Below are 16,797 nucleotides of genomic sequence, written 5' to 3' on the forward strand. Positions count from 1 at the left end.
AAACTGTTACCCATGTTTGTGGACTAAAGTGTTACCTATGTTTATAACTCATACCGACGCCCGAGATTGAGGTTTCGCTTTGCTCAACTACCTTCGTCTCCGCCAAGTCACTTAACGCAGGGTCTGCCCCCTTGGGTACCGTAAAATACGTTCCATCCTTGGCCCGAATTTTACTATTCAAAACGTCCTGTTTTGAATTGCTATGTCTTGGCTACGACTTAGCTCAATCTAAGGGGGGATTGGTGCAAGCTTGTAAGTAACGATATATTTAATAGGATCCAACTTGAGTTGTAATGATGAAGCCTTAGGTTTAAACAGATTTGATGATGATATTAACTAGGACTGTGTTCAGATGTTTGTTGTGATTTTTAAAGCAAAAGTGCGTCAATTTGATGACCAGTACTCACAAACTGCCCAACGGATGCGTGAATTGGCTTTAACAGAATTTGGCTGTCTTGAATTTAATGCAGTAACCGAAGGTGATCAGGAAATAGCACTTTCCTACTGGCCATCAGAAGAACATATCAAAGCCTGGAAGCAACACCCCGAACATTTAGCCGCGCAACAACTCGGCAAACAACGCTGGTATGAGTTTTACTCAGTGGAAATTGTAGAAGTAAAAAGGTCTTATAAGTCAGCGTGAAAGTTGCCTCTAGGCGTAAATTGGTTTAGAAAATTTGATGTCTTGCACCTAGAAGTCCCCTTAGAGTTAGCTGAGTGAAGAAAAGTTATAGGGCAAATTGGGCAGGACGCCCAATTTAGCCACTTCGAAACAGGACGTTTCGTATTGGCGGCACGTTTATAACTTTTGTGAGCGAGGGTAGTCCGAAGGACCTAACGATTGGGGCGTCTTTTCTTTTCGCCCTTTTCTTTGGACGAGCAAAGAAAAGGGTAATAAAAATAAGCCAGAGCCTTATGTGCGAAGGAATGGAATAATACTAAGTGAAATCCTTGATCCACATCACCCCCGCACACCCTAAATCTGAAATAATACACTTCCCCTATTGCAATACTTAATGATAATAATTATCATTTGCGAACTTCTCACGAATTTCTAATTGGTGTTATGACTATGATGAAAACATGGCTTACTGGCTTGTCTGCAACCGCTCTTTTAGTTTTGAGCGCCTGTTCTGACGAGTCAGCTCAATCGAATGAATTAACAGCGCAATCTCAGGATGCTCAAGTCAAAGCGCAAGCTCAGGACAATAACAAAGAGATTGTGGTCTATACTTCGCGCAAAGAGCATCTGGTAAAGCCTTTCTTTGAGCAATTCACAGCGGAAACTGGTATTGAAATCAATTACATCACCGATAGCGAAGCTGCTTTGATCAGCCGCCTGAAAGCTGAAGGTGAGCGTACCCCTGCCGATGTGTTTATCACTGTGGATGCCGGAAATCTATGGTTAGCCACTCAGGAAGGTGTTTTGCAACCAATCGAATCGGATGCTCTGGAAGCCTCTATCCCTGAAAGCTTGCAGGATCCAGAAAACCATTGGTTTGGGTTAACTGTTCGCGCACGCACCATCGTCTATAGTACAGAGCGTGTTAAGCCTGAAGAGTTGAGCACTTATGAAGCCTTGGGTGAAGAGCAGTGGAATGGTCGTCTATGCCTGCGTACCTCGAAAAAAGTCTATAACCAGTCATTGGTCGCTATGATGATTGCCCGTTATGGCGAAGAAAAGACACAGCAAATTGTCGAAAGCTGGGTGGGTAATCTTGCTACTGACCCATTCTCGAACGATACCAAGGTGATGAATGCCATAACTGCAGGTGAATGTGATGTGGGTATAGTAAACACTTACTACTTTGGTCGCTTGCAGAAAGAAACACCGGATATCCCATTGGCACTATTCTGGCCTGATCAATCGGAAGAAGGGTACGGTGTGCATGTCAATGTTTCTGGTGCAGGTATTACCAAGCATTCTGATAACAAGGAAAATGCGTTAAAATTGATCGAGTGGTTGGCGAGCGAAGAAGCACAGCAAATGTTTGCCGGTCTGAATATGGAATATCCGGCCAATAAAAATGTTGAGCCAACCGAAGAAGTCGCAGCCTGGGGTGAGTTTAAAGCAGATAGCACAAACTTATCCAAAGCTGGTGAATTGCAGCCTGCTGCGGTGAAATTGATGGATCGCGCAGGTTATCGATAAAACAATTTAAGCAAATCATATTGACTGATACTACTGAGCAACAGCAAGCACAGAACGCCAGCAAGAAAAGCTGGCGTTTTGGCGTTTTAAAGAAAGTGGATGGCTTCTTGCTATGGGCCATTCTGTTGATCTGTCTTTTACCCCTGTTACCGTTGCTGTTTTCCTGGTTCGATCTTGAGCCGGAACTGTGGCAACACCTGTGGAATACTCAAATCCCGCAACTTCTGAGCAATACCTTCTGGCTGGTGTTGCTAGTGGGCACTGGTAGCTTTTTGATCGGAGTATCACTGGCCTGGCTGATTGTGATGCACGATTTTCCGGGACGCTCGATTTTACAATGGGGCCTGATGCTGCCACTGGCCATTCCGCCTTACATTCTTGCTTTTACCTTACTGGGTTTTACCGATTACGAAGGTCCTTTGCAGTATTTGCTGGAATCGGTCGGTCTTGGCATTGCCTGGTTGCCGGATACACGCAATGTATTTGGCGTGGCGCTAATCTTTACTCTATCGTTATATCCTTATGTTTATCTGCTGATGCGCAGCGCCTTGCAACGTAAGGGCCGCACCAGTTATGAAAGTGCCAGAACTCTTGGCTACAGCCGTACAAAAGCCTTCTGGCGTCTAGTCATACCATTGACTCGTCCAGCCTGGATCGCAGGCTTGGGCCTGGTACTGATGGAAACTCTGGCTGATTTTGGCGCGGTTGCGATTTTTAACTTTGATACCTTCACTACGGCAATTTATAAGTCCTGGTATGGTTTTTTCAGCGCCAGCACAGCGGCGCAACTGGCCTGTATTTTGCTATTGTTTGTTGCTTTGTCGGTGTTGGTCGAAAAGTGGGGGCGGGGTCAGAGTCGCTATGAACAGACCGGTATTGCGCTGAAAGAATACCGTCAGCCGCTTACTGGCTGGTGGGGTGCTCTGGTGCAGATCTTTGCCTGGGGCGTCTTTGCATTAGGTTTTATGTTGCCAGTTATTCAATTATTGGTGTGGGCGATTAAAACCTATGAGCGCCACACAGACGGCACATTGGTATTATTGAGCCACACCATGATTCTGGCCACGGTTGCTGCACTGATAACCTTGGTGGTAGCGGGCATTATGGTATGGGCAAAGCGTAACAAGGGATCAACCAGTCGTAATTTAGCCATAGAATTTTCGCAGTTGGGCTATGCCTTGCCAGGTACGGTTTTGGCAGTCGGTATCATGATGGCGCTTAACTGGATTGATGGCGGCATTGCCAGCTTATTTGGCCTTAAAGGGCAATGGCTGGCTAGCGGGCTGTTTGCTTTGATTCTTGCCTATATCATACGGTTCTTGCGTATCGGCTATGGCCCAGTGGCCAGCTCCATGTCGCAGATTAAGCCGAGTGTTGTAGAGGCGGCGGCCAGTCTCGGTGCTGATCAGAAAGAGCGCCTGTGGCGGGTATATATCCCACTGCTGCGCCCAGGTGTTTTTACAGCACTATTACTAATGTTTGTGGAAGTGATGAAGGAACTGCCTGCGACTCTGATGTTGCGTCCTTTTGGCTGGGATACACTTGCCGTTAGAATTTACGAATTAACGTCCGAAGGTGAATGGGAAGTTGCCGCCTTGCCGGCTGTGTTACTGGTTGCTGTTGGAATTTTACCAGTGATATATCTGATCAGAAAAAGCGAAGCTTAATGGTATCAAGCTGTAAAAACCGTATCTAAAAACAAAAGACAGGCGTAAAATTATCTAAGTCCTTTCTTTTTTGCACGGCAGTCACACACCATGTATAAACTCTCTTCTGGCCCTGTGGCCTATAATTCTGCGGTCGAAACATTACTTAAAGCAACTCAATTACCGACCGATGATTTACAGGATAATGAATATATTAATGGGATTAAGTTATTTACATTGGAGCTTGACGAACAGACGGTCGGTGTTGTTGGTTTGGAGCTGCATGGTGATAGCGCTTTGGTGCGCTCTTTAGCAGTTGCCGAAAGTGAGCGTGGGCAGGGGCTGGGTGTTCTTCTTTTGAAACATGCAGAAGAAGCAGCACAGATAATGGGCGTTAAGGAACTTTATTTACTAACTACTACTGCATCTGACTTTTTCCGTAGAATGGGCTACGAAGTTGCAGACAGAGCAGCCGCCCCACCATCCATCGCACAGTCAAAGCAATTTACCGGTATTTGTCCAGCTTCAGCGGCCTTTATGGTTAAACGATTAGCTGATTCTATCAACGCATAATCAAAGGTTATTTAGCCCTATAATTCTAGCGGCACAGGGTTCTTTTAAGCCCTTTTCCCCTGTATAATCGCTGGCCATTAAATGAACGACTGGACACATCTTAATGGCCAACAAAACCCCTCTTTACCAAGCTCATGTCGACGCCAATGCGCGTATCGTTGATTTCGGTGGCTGGGATATGCCGCTTAACTATGGCTCGCAGATTGATGAACACCACGCGGTGCGTCAGGATGCCGGCATGTTTGACGTTTCTCACATGACGGTTGTCGAAGTTACGGGAAGCGAAGCCAAAGCCTATTTGCGCTATTTGCTGGCCAATGACGTAGACAAGCTGAAAGAGTCGGGCAAAGCGCTCTATAGCGGCATGTTGAACGAAGAAGGCGGTGTTATCGACGATCTTATCGTTTATTACCTGACTGATACTCACTATCGTGTGGTAGTAAACGCCTCTACTCGTGATAAAGATCTGGCCTGGATGGAAAACGTTGCCCAGCAATTCGATGTTGCTATTGCAGAGCGTGTAGATGTGGCCATGATTGCGGTTCAGGGTCCTAACGCCATTGAAAAAGCGCAAAGCGTCATGAGCGATGAGCAAAAAAATGCAGTGGCAGGGCTTAAGCCATTTGTCGCTGCCCAGGCAGGTGATTTGTTTGTAGCCCGTACGGGTTATACCGGTGAAGACGGCTATGAAATCATGGTTCCTGACTCAAAAGGCATCGAATTCTGGAATCAGCTGGCAGCAGCAGGCGTTAAGCCATGTGGTCTGGCAGCGCGTGATACCTTGCGTTTAGAGGCCGGTATGAATCTTTATGGTCATGATATGGACGAGACGGTATCGCCACTGGAAGCCAACATGGGCTGGACCATCGCCTGGGAACCAGAAGATCGCGATTTCGTGGGCCGTAAAGCACTCGCTGAGCAGAAGGCACAAGGCGCACCACGCAAAATGATTGGTCTGGTGCTGGAAGATAAAGGCATCATGCGTGAAGGCCAGGAAGTGGTGGTCAATGATGAAGTAGTTGGCGTCGTCACCTCTGGCACCATGTCACCAACCACCGGCAAGAGTATTGCCATGGCGCGCGTTAATCGTGAGCTGAACGAAGAACAGGTTTTGGTGCAGGTGCGTAAAAAGCAATTATCAGCCAAAGTGGTTAAGCCCAGTTTCGTACGCCAGGGCAAGTCACTCATATAGTTTATTCAACAAGCCTAAGCAGTGGTTTCTGCTTGGGCAGACGAAAAGTTTCATATACAATACGCTTACTTTTTGAGCGACAATTGACAGTCAATTAACATCAGCCGACAGTCGGCTAATCATTGAGGAATGTTTAAATGAGCCAGATTCCAGCAGAATTAAAATATGTATCTAGCCATGAGTGGATTCGTGACGAAGGTGATGGGGTTGTTACAGTAGGTATCACAGATCACGCACAAGAATTATTGGGTGACGTTGTCTTTGTTGACGCACCAGAAGTCGACAGCGAAGTTGAAGCCGAAGACGAAATCGCAGTGGTTGAGTCGGTTAAAGCTGCTTCAGACATCTATGCGCCACTAGCCGGCACTATTCTTGAAATCAATGAAGAGTTGGAAGATTCACCAGAATTGATTAACAGCGATCCTTATGGCGATGGCTGGATGTTCAAGATGAAGTTGGCTGATGCGGGTGATATGGACAGTCTATTATCAGCCGAAGAATACGCTGACGAGATCGCTGAAGACTAAAAAACGTATTAAAATTTCCTTAGGCGGTGTTAAAGGCTTTCTTCAGAGAAGTCACTTAACTTAAGTAAGCTCCTTCTCTTCATCAAGCCTTTGCCTAGCCTAAGAAAATTTTTCTAAAGTTTTTTCGTGATGAGTTGTTAGGCAGTTTGGGTTAGAAGCTCGTTTACCTAAGTAAACAACGCCTCGTAATTAATACATTTGCCTAGCATCAGAAACTTAAATAATTTTTGGGTTAGTTCTTAGTCTAGCCTAAGAGAATTTTTCTAAAGTTTTTTGCGCAGCATCGAAAGTTAGAAACTTGAAAGCGAATGTCATTGCGAGGGCTTTAGCCCGCGGCAATCTGGTAAATTCAGAGAGCAAACTTTAGGTTTATCACTGAATAAAGTATTAGCAAGATTTAAGGCCTCGAATTATTATCGGGGCTTTTTCTGTTTTAATTAGTGGCTGATTTTGGCCGTTTAACCAAAGTAGGTATTTGAAAGCTATGGCTGACACATTGAGTTTGAAAGGGGCACCTTTGCAGCAGTTGCAACAGTCTGATGACTTTATTCGTCGTCACTTAGGCCCTCGTGAGGACGAAATCCAGGAGATGTTACAAGAGCTGAACTTAAGCTCGCTGGATGATTTGGTGGATAAGGCTGTCCCGCACAAAATTCAAATTGATTCGCCTTTGGCGGTTGAAGAGTCGCGCTCAGAAGCGGAGACTTTGAAATACCTTAAGTCGTTAGCCGATAAAAACGTTATTGCCAAATCCTACATTGGTATGGGCTATTACGACACCATTACGCCAACCGTGATTTTGCGTAACGTATTGGAAAATCCAGGTTGGTATACCGCCTATACGCCGTACCAGCCTGAGATCGCACAAGGCCGTCTGGAAGCGATATTGAACTTCCAGCAAATGACCATGGATTTAACCGGTATGGAATTGGCCAGTGCTTCATTGCTGGACGAAGCTACTGCGGCTGCGGAAGCGATGGCTTTGGCCAAGCGTTCGTCAAAGAACAAAAAATCTAACAGCTTCTTTGTGGATGAAAAAGTATTCCCACAAACGCTGGACGTAGTCCAAACCCGCGCCGAGCATTATGGTTGGGATGTGATTGTTGGCCCTGTGACCGAAGCAACTAACCACGATGTGTTTGGTGCCTTGTTGCAATACACCGACGCCAACGGACAGGTAACCGACTTAGAGCCTATCATCAGCAAATTGCACGATAACAAGGCGATTGCCTGTGTTGGCGCGGACATCATGAGTCTTGTATTGTTGAAAGCGCCGGGTGAAATGGGCGCAGACGTGGTCTTCGGTTCTGCGCAACGTTTTGGTGTGCCAATGGGCTTTGGTGGTCCACACGCTGCATTCTTTGCAACGCGCGATGCGTTCAAGCGTTCACTGCCTGGCCGTATTATCGGCGTATCAGTGGATACTCGCGGCAATCAGGCCATGCGTATGGCGATGCAGACCCGTGAACAGCATATTCGCCGCGAAAAAGCGACTTCAAACATCTGTACTGCGCAGGTACTGCTAGCAAACATTGCTGGTTTCTACGCGGTTTACCACGGCAAGAAAGGCTTAACCACCATTGCTAACCGCATTCACCGTTATGCCACAATCGTGGCCAAAGCACTGCAAAATGCTGGCTTAGAACTGGTTAACGATAGCTGGTTCGATACGGTAACTTTTAAAGCCAAAAATGTGGATGCGGTGCAGGCACGCGCTAAAGCTGCTTTGATTAACTTGCGCTATAACGGTGATCAGGTCAGTTTCTCAATTGACGAAGCGAAAAACCAGACCGACATTGAAGAGCTGATTGAAGTATTAACTGGCAATAAAGCGGATGTATTTGCTTTGGATTCTGAAGCAAAGAGCAGTATTCCTGCCAGTCTTGAGCGCACTTCAGATTTCTTGACGCACCCGACTTTCAAGAAGTATTACTCTGAAACCGACATGCTGCGTTATTTAAAGCGTCTGGAAAATAAAGATTTTTCATTGGCGCACGGCATGATCCCATTGGGTTCCTGCACCATGAAGTTGAACGCGACCAGTGAAATGATTCCGATTACCTGGCCTCAGTTCGCCAATATCCATCCGTTTGCCCCAGAAGAGCAGACCGTTGGCTACATCGACATGATTAAAGAGCTGGAAGCTGACCTGGTTGAAATTACCGGTTATGATTTTGTTTCCATGCAGCCTAACTCAGGTGCGCAGGGTGAATATGCTGGTTTATTGGCGATCAAAAAATACTTTGAAAGTATTGGCGAAGATCACCGCAATATCTGCTTGATCCCAAGTTCTGCACACGGCACCAACCCTGCTTCTGCGCAGATGGCTGGCATGAAAGTTGTTATCGTTAAGTGTGACGATAAAGGCAACGTAGATGTAGAAGATCTGGAAGCCAAAGCGGTTGAGCTGAAAGATAATCTGGCAGCCTTGATGGTGACTTACCCATCAACACATGGTGTATTTGAGGAAGAAATTAAGCACATCTGTCAGATCATTCATGACAATGGCGGTCAGGTGTATATGGACGGTGCCAACATGAATGCGCAGGTTGGTATTTCTAAGCCAGGCGAAATTGGCTCTGACGTATCGCACTTGAATCTGCATAAAACCTTCGCCATCCCACATGGTGGTGGTGGCCCAGGTATGGGACCGATTGGTGTTAAAAAGCATTTGGCACCCTTTGTGTCTGGTCATGCAGTACGTAAAGTTCATAGCGTCGAAGCGCGCGATGGTGCCGTTTCAGCTGCTCCTTATGGTAGCGGTATGATCCTACCAATTTCATGGGCTTACATTAAAATGCTAGGTCGTGAAGGTTTGCGTAAATCTACTGAAGTGGCCTTGTTGAACGCTAACTACCTGAAAAATAAGTTGGCACCTCATTACCCAGTGTTATACATGGGTCGTAACGACAAGGTTGCCCACGAGTGCATCATCGACCTGCGTCAGATTAAAGCTGAGACAGGTATCAGCGAAGTAGACTTTGCAAAACGTTTGATGGATTATGGATTCCACGCGCCAACCATGAGCTTCCCGGTAGCCGGTACCTTCATGATTGAGCCAACTGAAAGTGAATCGAAATACGAACTGGATCGCTTCATTGACGCCATGATCAGTATTCGTCAGGAAGTTGAGAAAGTACGCTCAGGCGAGTGGGATGCGGAAAACAACCCGTTGAAAAATGCACCTCATACACAAGCAGATGTGCGTCACTGGGATAAGCCTTATTCAATTGCTGAAGCGGTATATCCATCAGAGTCGACCATCGACGCTAAATTCTGGCCAACCGTCAATCGAATCGATGATGTCTATGGCGACAGAAACCTGATCTGCAGCTGCCCAAGTATCGAAAGCTATCAGGATCAGGATTAACTAGAAGTATAAAAAGCCAGCGTTTGCTGGCTTTTTGCTATTAAAAAGAAAAAGAAGGAAGTTAAATAAATGGCAGAATCAAAAGGCGAATTTATTGCAGTCAGTACCGGGATGAATTTAGGGGGGCAGATTTCGGTAATTGCAAAAGACTACATTCAGAAAGCGGATGTTGTTTTCGCACTGATGCCTCATACGTTGGCTGAACGCTGGCTAGAAAGACTCAACCCAAATGTAAAAAGTTTGCAGCCATTTTACGGTATAGGAAAATATCGCATGCAGTCATATGAAGAGATGATTGAAGCGATGATGGTAGAGGTCAGGAGAGGTAAAAAGGTGTGTGGTGCTTTTTACGGCCATGCTGGTGTGTTTGCCTGTGTACCTCGTTTAACCATTGATAAAGCCAGAGAAGAAGGTTTCCGAGCGCTAATGGAGCCGGGTATTTCAGCTGAGGCGTGTCTTTATGCAGATCTTGGTATCGACCCCGGTGTACACGGTATTCAGGGATACGAGGCTTCACAATTTTTATTTTATAATCAATCGCTTAACAACGCTGCTTACGCCATTATGTGGCAGATTGGGATAGTTGGTGAACATACTGCAACTCAGTTTGAAACCAAGCCAGAATGGGTTGAAGTGTTTGTTGAAAGATTAGCGGAATGGTATCCAGTTACTCACGAAGTGATTTTATATGAAGCAGCTGTTTTGCCGATTGAAGTACCGAGGACCGAACGCCTCCAACTAAAAGATTTAACCCTAGCGGAAATGTCTACAAAAACCACGCTAGTAATACCGCCAGTAAGAAATCTTGAGCTTAATATTGATGTTCTGGAAAGAATGGGTTTGAAGCCAGAAGATATAACCCACGGGTAGCGAGTTGGAAGTTAGTAAAAAATACTGTATAAACAGTAGCTTATTATTTTAATAAAAGAGGGAGTGCGCTATGTCAAAGCAAAAATTAGAAGAGTTCATTATTCAGTTGAGTGAAGACTCGGACCTAAAGCAGTCGTATATCGAAAATCCGATGGCGGTTATGCAAAAGATTGGCTTGGAAGAGCAAGAAATCAAGGCGATTATGTCCGGGGATAAGAGGCAAATATCAGCAATGCTTGGACAGGATGCTGAGCTGATCGTTACAGGAATAATACACTTGGTTAAAAAGTAAAATCTTTTACTTGATAGACTAAATAACGTACAGCCGGGCAGGCTGTGTGGTAAGCTCGTCATGCAGCTTGTTATTCAGGAAATAATAGATAAGGATGTTTGGACTCTCACTGTATGAAACCATTCATAATAAAACTTTGCATTACATTGGCGCTACTATTGTTTGCGTCATTGGCTATTTCTGTTCAAAGTTTAGAAGATAAACTTAATGAAGCACATCGACTATTAACCTCAAACCCGGAAGTGAGCGGAAAACACCTTAAGGAACTAGAGTCTGAGCAATCAAATTTTAATGAGGTACAAAAAGAAAGGTTCTTATTATATAAAAGTCATAACTTACTCCTAGAAGGTAAGCACAGCGAATCAATTCTATATTTAAATAGATTATTAGAAGGAAGTAATAACAAAGCTACAAAAGCACAAGCCTATTCTATGTTGGCGGTGGTGTACACCAACACCTCTGAGTTTATGAATGCTTTTGTAAGTATAGAAAAGGCAAGGTTGATGTTAGATGGTTTAACAGATGAAAAAGCAATTAAAACTGTATTAGCAAATGCCGCCACAATCTATACAGAAGTAGGGTTCGTGGATAAGGCTTACGAGTTCTCAAATAGCTATCTCAAAGAAGTAAGCAAAGCTGGAATAGCAAAGGAGCTATGTTACGCATATTTTAATTCGGCATATATAGAAATACAGCTTCAAAATTATGAAAAGGCTCAGGAATATTTTTCAATAGCTCTAAATAATTGTGAAAAATCAAAGCAAGAACTTTTTTTTACAGTGGCGTCACAGGAAATCGCTTCTATATTATTAATGAAGGAAAATGATATTAATCATTTAAATAAACTCAAAGAATTACAGGACAAAATCAAAGATATAAATTGGGATATTGCCGAGGTGGGTGGTTTAATTAAAATTGCAGAGGCAAATTTAAGGTTAAAGAAAAATAAAGAAGCGATAAAATATGCGGAAAAGGCATTCAGTGCTGAAACGACTGACAACTACCTGCCCCATAAAAAAGAAGCCACTAGAATATTAGCAACCGGATATTCTAATCTGGGGGATAACGATAAAGCAATTGAGTATTATCAATTGTATATCGACACGGAAAGACAAATTCAGTTGCAATTAAAACAGCGTAAAATGGCTTATTTTATTGCAATGCAGAGTATGGAATAAGGCTGGAACATGAGTAAATCTTATTTTGAAAAAGCAATGAAAACTACCGTCACTATAATCTATGGCATGTTAATGCTGATAGGGTTTAACAATGTTGCGCAGTCTGAAGAAAATCTAGAGCCTCATGGTTATTCCAATATTCTAGAAGCAATTGAAATTGATAAGACATCAAATATTGAGTCGGCAAAGAAATATATAGAGCTGCTTGAGAAAGACTACGAAAAATTAAATCCAGATGAAAAAGAGTTGTTCACACTCTTCAAAGGACATGCATTAGCACTTGAAGGTAAATTTGATGACTCAACAAAGAAACTTGAAGAACTGATCCGGAATTCAAAAAATGAAACGCTTGTCACTAGAGCTCACGCATTAATTTCAAATATCTATTTATTTGCTGGAAACTATGAACAGGCATACCAGCATGCTTCTGATGCAATTGAGGGGCTGGATTCTATGGATTCTCACCCTTGGCATAAGTATGCCGCACTACAGAATTTAACAAGTTTATTTAGACAGTCAGGAATGACAAACACGGCTATTGGCTATGCAAGACAAATGCTAAAGGTTGTCAGCCAGAACAAACATCCGTTACAACTGTGTGGTAGTTATTTTGAGTTGGCAGATTTGGAGTTGAGCATAAAAAGTGTAGATATGGCACGTATTCATAGTGAAGAAGCTATGCTGCATTGCAACGAAGCCAATGATCCTATTTATTACACTTTGGCTTTAGATTTACAAACAAAGTTAATGGCTCAGGCTAATAAAAGTGATAAAGCACTTGAACTACTCAAAGAGCATTACCCTGTAGTGAAGTCAGTGGACTATAAAACAATGACCAATGTGTTTGAGATTAGACTTGCTTCAACATATCTTGAATTAAAAGATTTTACTAATGCTCAGACAATTGCTGAATTGGCTTATCAAAGAGCAGAAGAGTTAAACGATAAAGTTCGTCTAATGGAGCTCTCGAAGATTCTGGCCAGTGTTTACTCCGAAACGGGTGAGTTGAAGAAAGCCGTAGAATATTATCGTCAATACATCGACCTCGAAAAAGAAATTGATATTATGACCAACAAACGCAAAATGGCGTACTATATGGTCAGTCGTAGGAAGTAATACGTTATTGTTGAGCGAAAGTATCTTCCAGTATTTGACGCGTAAATGACGGTCTTAAATAAAACCCTCTTGGTAATGTTTTAATCATTTCTCCTTCTGGGCCTATCGCTTCGGTTAAAGCTTTGGCGTTTGCCGCTTTGGGCCTGACCTGCATCACTTCTCCAAAGCGGGCATCAATTTGTTCTATCTGGCCCATTGCAACCGTATCTATCGTATCCTCAAAATCCTTTCGTAATAGGCTTTCCTGCTGTGCATTTGGCTGCCAGATAAAGGGCATGGCAACCTGGCGTTGTTCAACGGGAATGGTTCGTTCGGCGAGGATTGGAATCCACAAAACTTGCATGAGCTTATGACGCACTACGGAATTGTGCCAGTTGAGGCCATGCAGATCCTTGAGCGGAACCACGCTGACATAGGTCGATTCAAGCGGGCGGCCAGCGCTATCAATTGGCAATGTTTTGAGTTCAACACCAAGCTCTACAAAGTCAGGTTGAGCGAGTGAACCAGAAGTAGCGCCGAGCAGGTATTCGAAGAATTGACCAATGCGACCTTTCTCGCGCAACAGGTGTTGCGGTAGCTCTGAGTGGTATCGCTCTGCCAGTTCGCCGAGAGTAAAACCTGCCAGCGATTGGGCTTTGGCGAGCAGTTCCTGTTTAGTGCTATAGGTCGGATGCGTCATAGGGCGTAGATTTTTTTATTGTCGAAAATCGAAGTCTGTGGAACAATGATAACAAAGTTTTATGATTTGGATAGATCGATGATCGACGCAGAAGGCTTTAGAGCCAACGTCGGCATCATCATTTGTAACGACCAGGGCCAGTTGCTCTGGACACGCCGCTTCGGACAAACATCATGGCAGTTCCCTCAAGGAGGAGTACATCCCGGCGAAAGCGCGGAACAGACCATGTACCGAGAATTATATGAAGAAGTCGGCCTTGAAAAAGATGATGTCCGTATTCTAGGGAGTACGCAGCATTGGTATAAATACCGATTGCCCCAGCGTTTAGTTAGACAAAATTCGCAGCCGTTGTGCATTGGACAGAAGCAAAAATGGTTCCTGCTTCAGCTATTAGCTGATGAAAGTAAAATCGATTTTGCGGCTACCGACCATCCGGAGTTTGATGGCTTTATCTGGGTTAATTACTGGTATCCAGTGCGTAATGTGGTGAATTTCAAGCGTGATGTTTATCGTGCAGCCTTGTCTGAGTTGATGGCAAGTATGTTTCGCTTTCAGTTTAAAGGCAAACCTTCTAAGCATTATCGCTCGGAAAAAAATGATGCCAATCAGCGCGGAGTAACTCCACCCAGCGAGGAATCAAGACCTCGTTCTAACCATCAGCATCGTAATGATGGTGGCAACAAACAAGGTAAGCGCAAGCGGCGTCCTCGCCATCCTTACCGGGGTAACAAAGACCAACAGAGCAGCTAATCAGCTGCTCTTTTTTATGGGAAGTTAAAAAGCCGAATCTTTCTGATAAGCCAATAGCATATTATTGGCGGGCATTTCGTGGCGCTGAATCAGCGAGAAGCCATTATGGCGTGCCACTCGGTTCATATCATCATAATCACGTATGCCACTTTCGGGATCGCGTTGCTTTAAAGAAGCGTCAAACTCTTTATTAGACTCTGAAGTATAGTCTCCATTGACGTTGAAGGGGCCATAGATCAGCAAGTGCCCGCCAGGCTTGAGCACACGATTGGCACCTTGAAACATATCGCGCACGCGCTCCCAGGACATGATATGACAGGTATTGGCGGTGTAAATGGCATCGACCTGATTCACCGGCCAGACGCCTTGTCCAACATTGAGGGTGCGCGGCTTTCTCAGGTTTGGGAGTTCACTGGACTCAATCCAGGCGATGATTGAAGGATGATTTTCACGCAGATCGCTGGTGTGCCAGGTAAGATGTGGCATGGCGCCAGCAAACCAGACCGCATGCTGACCGGTGCCTGAGCCGATTTCCAGAACTTCTTTGCTGTGTTGCAGATAAGGTTTGATGACATCCAGAATAGGCCCTTTATTGCGTTCGCAGGCTTCGCTGAATTGGCGCATAGTAATCCTTTTAATAAAACTGATATCGCTTCATATTAACTGATCATAATGAAACAGAACAAGCCAACGGTTAGCAGTATGTAGGTTGGAGATGAGCGCGACCATTCTAAAAAACTGGCTTTTGCCTATCCAGGCATCATTGGTCATAATGCCATGCAACGATATGACTTTATAAACTGGCTTGCATGGCGATTGAACCCTATATTTTACTTTCATTAGTAGCGCTTGGTCTGTTGAACGGTATTCTGGCCGGTTTGTTTGGTATTGGTGGCGGTCTGGTAATTGTTCCGGCCATGGTCTGGCTGTTACCACAAATCGGCGTGCCAGAAGAGCATATCATGCATATGGCGCTCGCCACCTCGATGGCGACTATCTGTTTTATCGCGGTATCTTCAGCGCTATCACATTACCGTCGCGGCTCGGTCTCAGTGCGCTTATTCAAATTATTGGTACCGGGCATTATGATCGGCGCACTACTGGGTTCTTATCTGGCAAAACTGATGAATACCGAGTGGCTGGCCTGGATTTTTGGCTTCTTCTCGATATTGATGGGCTTACGCATGATGACCGATAAGTTGCCAGTTGCCAAAGGCGAAAGATTGCACTGGCAGCAGGCAGCTCCGAGTGCGGTAGTCATGGGGGCATTATCATCGCTGGTTGGAATCGGTGGCGGCAGTCTGGTGGTGCCTTATTTATTGTTCCATAAGGAAAAATTGGTGCTGTCCATTGGCACGGCAGCGGCCTGTGGCCTGCCTCTGGCGGTCATGGCAGCGGTTGGCTATATGGTATTGGGCTGGAATGTGGCAGAGTTGCCTGATTATCATTTGGGATATGTCTATCTGCCTGCTATGATTGCGATTGCTGTCGGCTCAATCGTCACCGCGCCTTTTGGTGCCTATCTGGCGCACCGCTTACCAACCAAGGTCATAAAGCGATTCTTTGCAGTTTTGCTTATGGTAGTCGGCATAAAAATTATCACAGAATACTTATAAGACATTAGAGAGATAGATGAACTTCCCGAAAATTGATCCGATTATCTTTGAGGTGGGCCCGATTGCTCTGCGCTGGTATGGTCTGATGTACTTGCTGGGCTTTATTGCAGCCTGGATGCTGGGTAACTATCGAGCCAAACAGCCGAACTCCGGCTGGACTAAAGATCAGGTAGCGGACTTTCTGTTTTATGCCTTTATCGGTGTCATCATCGGTGGCCGTGTCGGCTATGTGTTGTTTTATGGCTTCGAATGGTGGAAGCAGGACTTTTGGTATCTATTTAAGATCTGGGAAGGTGGTATGTCTTTTCATGGCGGTATGCTCGGGGTTGCGGGCGGTGCCTGGTATTTTGCTCGAAAAAGCAAAAAGTCCTTCTTTGAAGTAACCGATTTTATTATTCCTCTGGTACCGCTGGGCTTAATGTTTGGCCGTATTGGTAACTTTATCAATGGCGAATTATGGGGACGCGAAGCAAGCGCTGACTTCTTCCTGGCCATGCGCTTCCCGGGCGACCAGCTGGGTTTATTGCGTCACCCATCGCAACTGTATGAAGCGGTGTTTGAGGGCTTGGTATTATTTATCGTACTCTGGTTCTATTCAGCCAAACCACGTCCACGCATGGCGGTTTCAGGTTTATTCCTGCTGGGTTACGGCTCGGCACGTTTTGGTGTAGAGTTTTTCCGCGAGCCGGATGCGCATCTGGGTGAAATCATTTCCTGGCTGACCATGGGGCAGGTGCTGAGCGCACCGATGATAATTATAGGTTTAGGCTTGATGATCATGGCCTACAGCAAAAAGACAAAATAGTTTTAATTTGAGTGTAATTGACAGGGTAGAA

General features: G+C 44.9%; 16 protein-coding genes. 14 read left to right on the forward strand and 2 right to left on the reverse strand.

The features are described 5' to 3' along the window. Positions 1-352: 352 nt before the first annotated feature. The 11 genes from HUJ19_RS12745 to HUJ19_RS12795 all read left to right on the forward strand — a co-directional run bounded on the left by HUJ19_RS12745 (position 353) and on the right by HUJ19_RS12795 (position 12,916). The gene (locus HUJ19_RS12745; RefSeq protein ID WP_290624664.1) at positions 353-643 is read left to right on the forward strand and encodes an antibiotic biosynthesis monooxygenase; all 291 of its coding nucleotides are present in this window, start codon (positions 353-355) and stop codon (positions 641-643) included. A gap of 429 nt (positions 644-1,072) precedes the next feature. Next, complete coding sequence (locus HUJ19_RS12750; protein WP_290624666.1) at positions 1,073-2,152, forward strand: Fe(3+) ABC transporter substrate-binding protein; 1,080 nt, start codon at positions 1,073-1,075, stop codon at positions 2,150-2,152. A gap of 20 nt (positions 2,153-2,172) precedes the next feature. Continuing rightward, on the forward strand, positions 2,173-3,819 hold the full coding sequence (locus tag HUJ19_RS12755; RefSeq protein ID WP_290624668.1) for an iron ABC transporter permease: 1,647 nt from the start codon (positions 2,173-2,175) through the stop codon (positions 3,817-3,819). 90 nt (positions 3,820-3,909) lie between these two features. Beyond that, a complete protein-coding gene (gene arsN2 / locus HUJ19_RS12760) occupies positions 3,910-4,371 on the forward strand; it encodes an arsenic resistance N-acetyltransferase ArsN2 (RefSeq protein ID WP_290624669.1) in 462 nt (153 codons plus the stop codon). A 103-nt stretch (positions 4,372-4,474) separates the two neighbouring features. Next, positions 4,475-5,563, forward strand: a complete 1,089-nt coding sequence (gene gcvT / locus HUJ19_RS12765) for a glycine cleavage system aminomethyltransferase GcvT (RefSeq protein ID WP_290624671.1) — start codon at positions 4,475-4,477, stop codon at positions 5,561-5,563. 137 nt (positions 5,564-5,700) lie between these two features. Then, positions 5,701-6,090 (forward strand): glycine cleavage system protein GcvH, encoded by a 390-nt coding sequence (gene gcvH, locus HUJ19_RS12770; protein ID WP_290624674.1) that lies wholly within the window; start codon positions 5,701-5,703, stop codon positions 6,088-6,090. Between the two features lie 484 nt (positions 6,091-6,574). Continuing rightward, entirely contained in the window at positions 6,575-9,460 is a 2,886-nt protein-coding gene (gene gcvP, locus HUJ19_RS12775; protein WP_290624675.1) for an aminomethyl-transferring glycine dehydrogenase, read from the forward strand. A gap of 69 nt (positions 9,461-9,529) precedes the next feature. Then, complete coding sequence (locus HUJ19_RS12780) at positions 9,530-10,330, forward strand: SAM-dependent methyltransferase (protein ID WP_290624677.1); 801 nt, start codon at positions 9,530-9,532, stop codon at positions 10,328-10,330. A gap of 70 nt (positions 10,331-10,400) precedes the next feature. After that, positions 10,401-10,622, forward strand: a complete 222-nt coding sequence (locus tag HUJ19_RS12785) for a hypothetical protein (RefSeq protein WP_290624679.1) — start codon at positions 10,401-10,403, stop codon at positions 10,620-10,622. Positions 10,623-10,735: 113 nt separating this feature from the next. After that, positions 10,736-11,800: a hypothetical protein gene (locus HUJ19_RS12790; RefSeq protein ID WP_290624680.1), complete on the forward strand. Its 1,065-nt coding sequence runs from the start codon at positions 10,736-10,738 to the stop codon at positions 11,798-11,800. A gap of 9 nt (positions 11,801-11,809) precedes the next feature. After that, positions 11,810-12,916, forward strand: a complete 1,107-nt coding sequence (locus HUJ19_RS12795; RefSeq protein ID WP_290624682.1) for a lipopolysaccharide assembly protein LapB — start codon at positions 11,810-11,812, stop codon at positions 12,914-12,916. A 4-nt stretch (positions 12,917-12,920) separates the two neighbouring features. Here the strand turns inward: HUJ19_RS12795 and mutH are convergent, their stop codons facing one another. After that, a complete protein-coding gene (mutH, locus tag HUJ19_RS12800; protein ID WP_290624684.1) occupies positions 12,921-13,595 on the reverse strand; it encodes a DNA mismatch repair endonuclease MutH in 675 nt (224 codons plus the stop codon). Between the two features lie 78 nt (positions 13,596-13,673). Here mutH and rppH point away from each other — a divergent pair, with 78 nt between their 5' ends. Next, positions 13,674-14,345 (forward strand): RNA pyrophosphohydrolase, encoded by a 672-nt coding sequence (gene rppH / locus HUJ19_RS12805; protein ID WP_290624685.1) that lies wholly within the window; start codon positions 13,674-13,676, stop codon positions 14,343-14,345. 24 nt (positions 14,346-14,369) lie between these two features. Here the strand turns inward: rppH and HUJ19_RS12810 are convergent, their stop codons facing one another. Further along, on the reverse strand, positions 14,370-14,969 hold the full coding sequence (locus HUJ19_RS12810; RefSeq protein WP_290624686.1) for a DUF938 domain-containing protein: 600 nt from the start codon (positions 14,967-14,969) through the stop codon (positions 14,370-14,372). Positions 14,970-15,154: 185 nt separating this feature from the next. Between HUJ19_RS12810 and HUJ19_RS12815 the strand changes: the two genes are divergently transcribed. Together HUJ19_RS12815 and lgt are read left to right on the forward strand one after the other, a co-directional pair. Then, positions 15,155-15,961 carry a sulfite exporter TauE/SafE family protein gene (locus tag HUJ19_RS12815; protein ID WP_290624688.1) on the forward strand — a complete coding sequence of 269 codons (807 nt, stop codon included), beginning with the start codon at positions 15,155-15,157 and terminating at the stop codon, positions 15,959-15,961. 16 nt (positions 15,962-15,977) lie between these two features. After that, positions 15,978-16,766, forward strand: a complete 789-nt coding sequence (gene lgt, locus HUJ19_RS12820) for a prolipoprotein diacylglyceryl transferase (protein WP_290624689.1) — start codon at positions 15,978-15,980, stop codon at positions 16,764-16,766. Positions 16,767-16,797 lie beyond the last annotated feature (31 nt).

The organism is Kangiella sp., from assembly GCF_014762745.1.
Classification (GTDB): Bacteria; Pseudomonadota; Gammaproteobacteria; order Enterobacterales; family Kangiellaceae; genus Kangiella.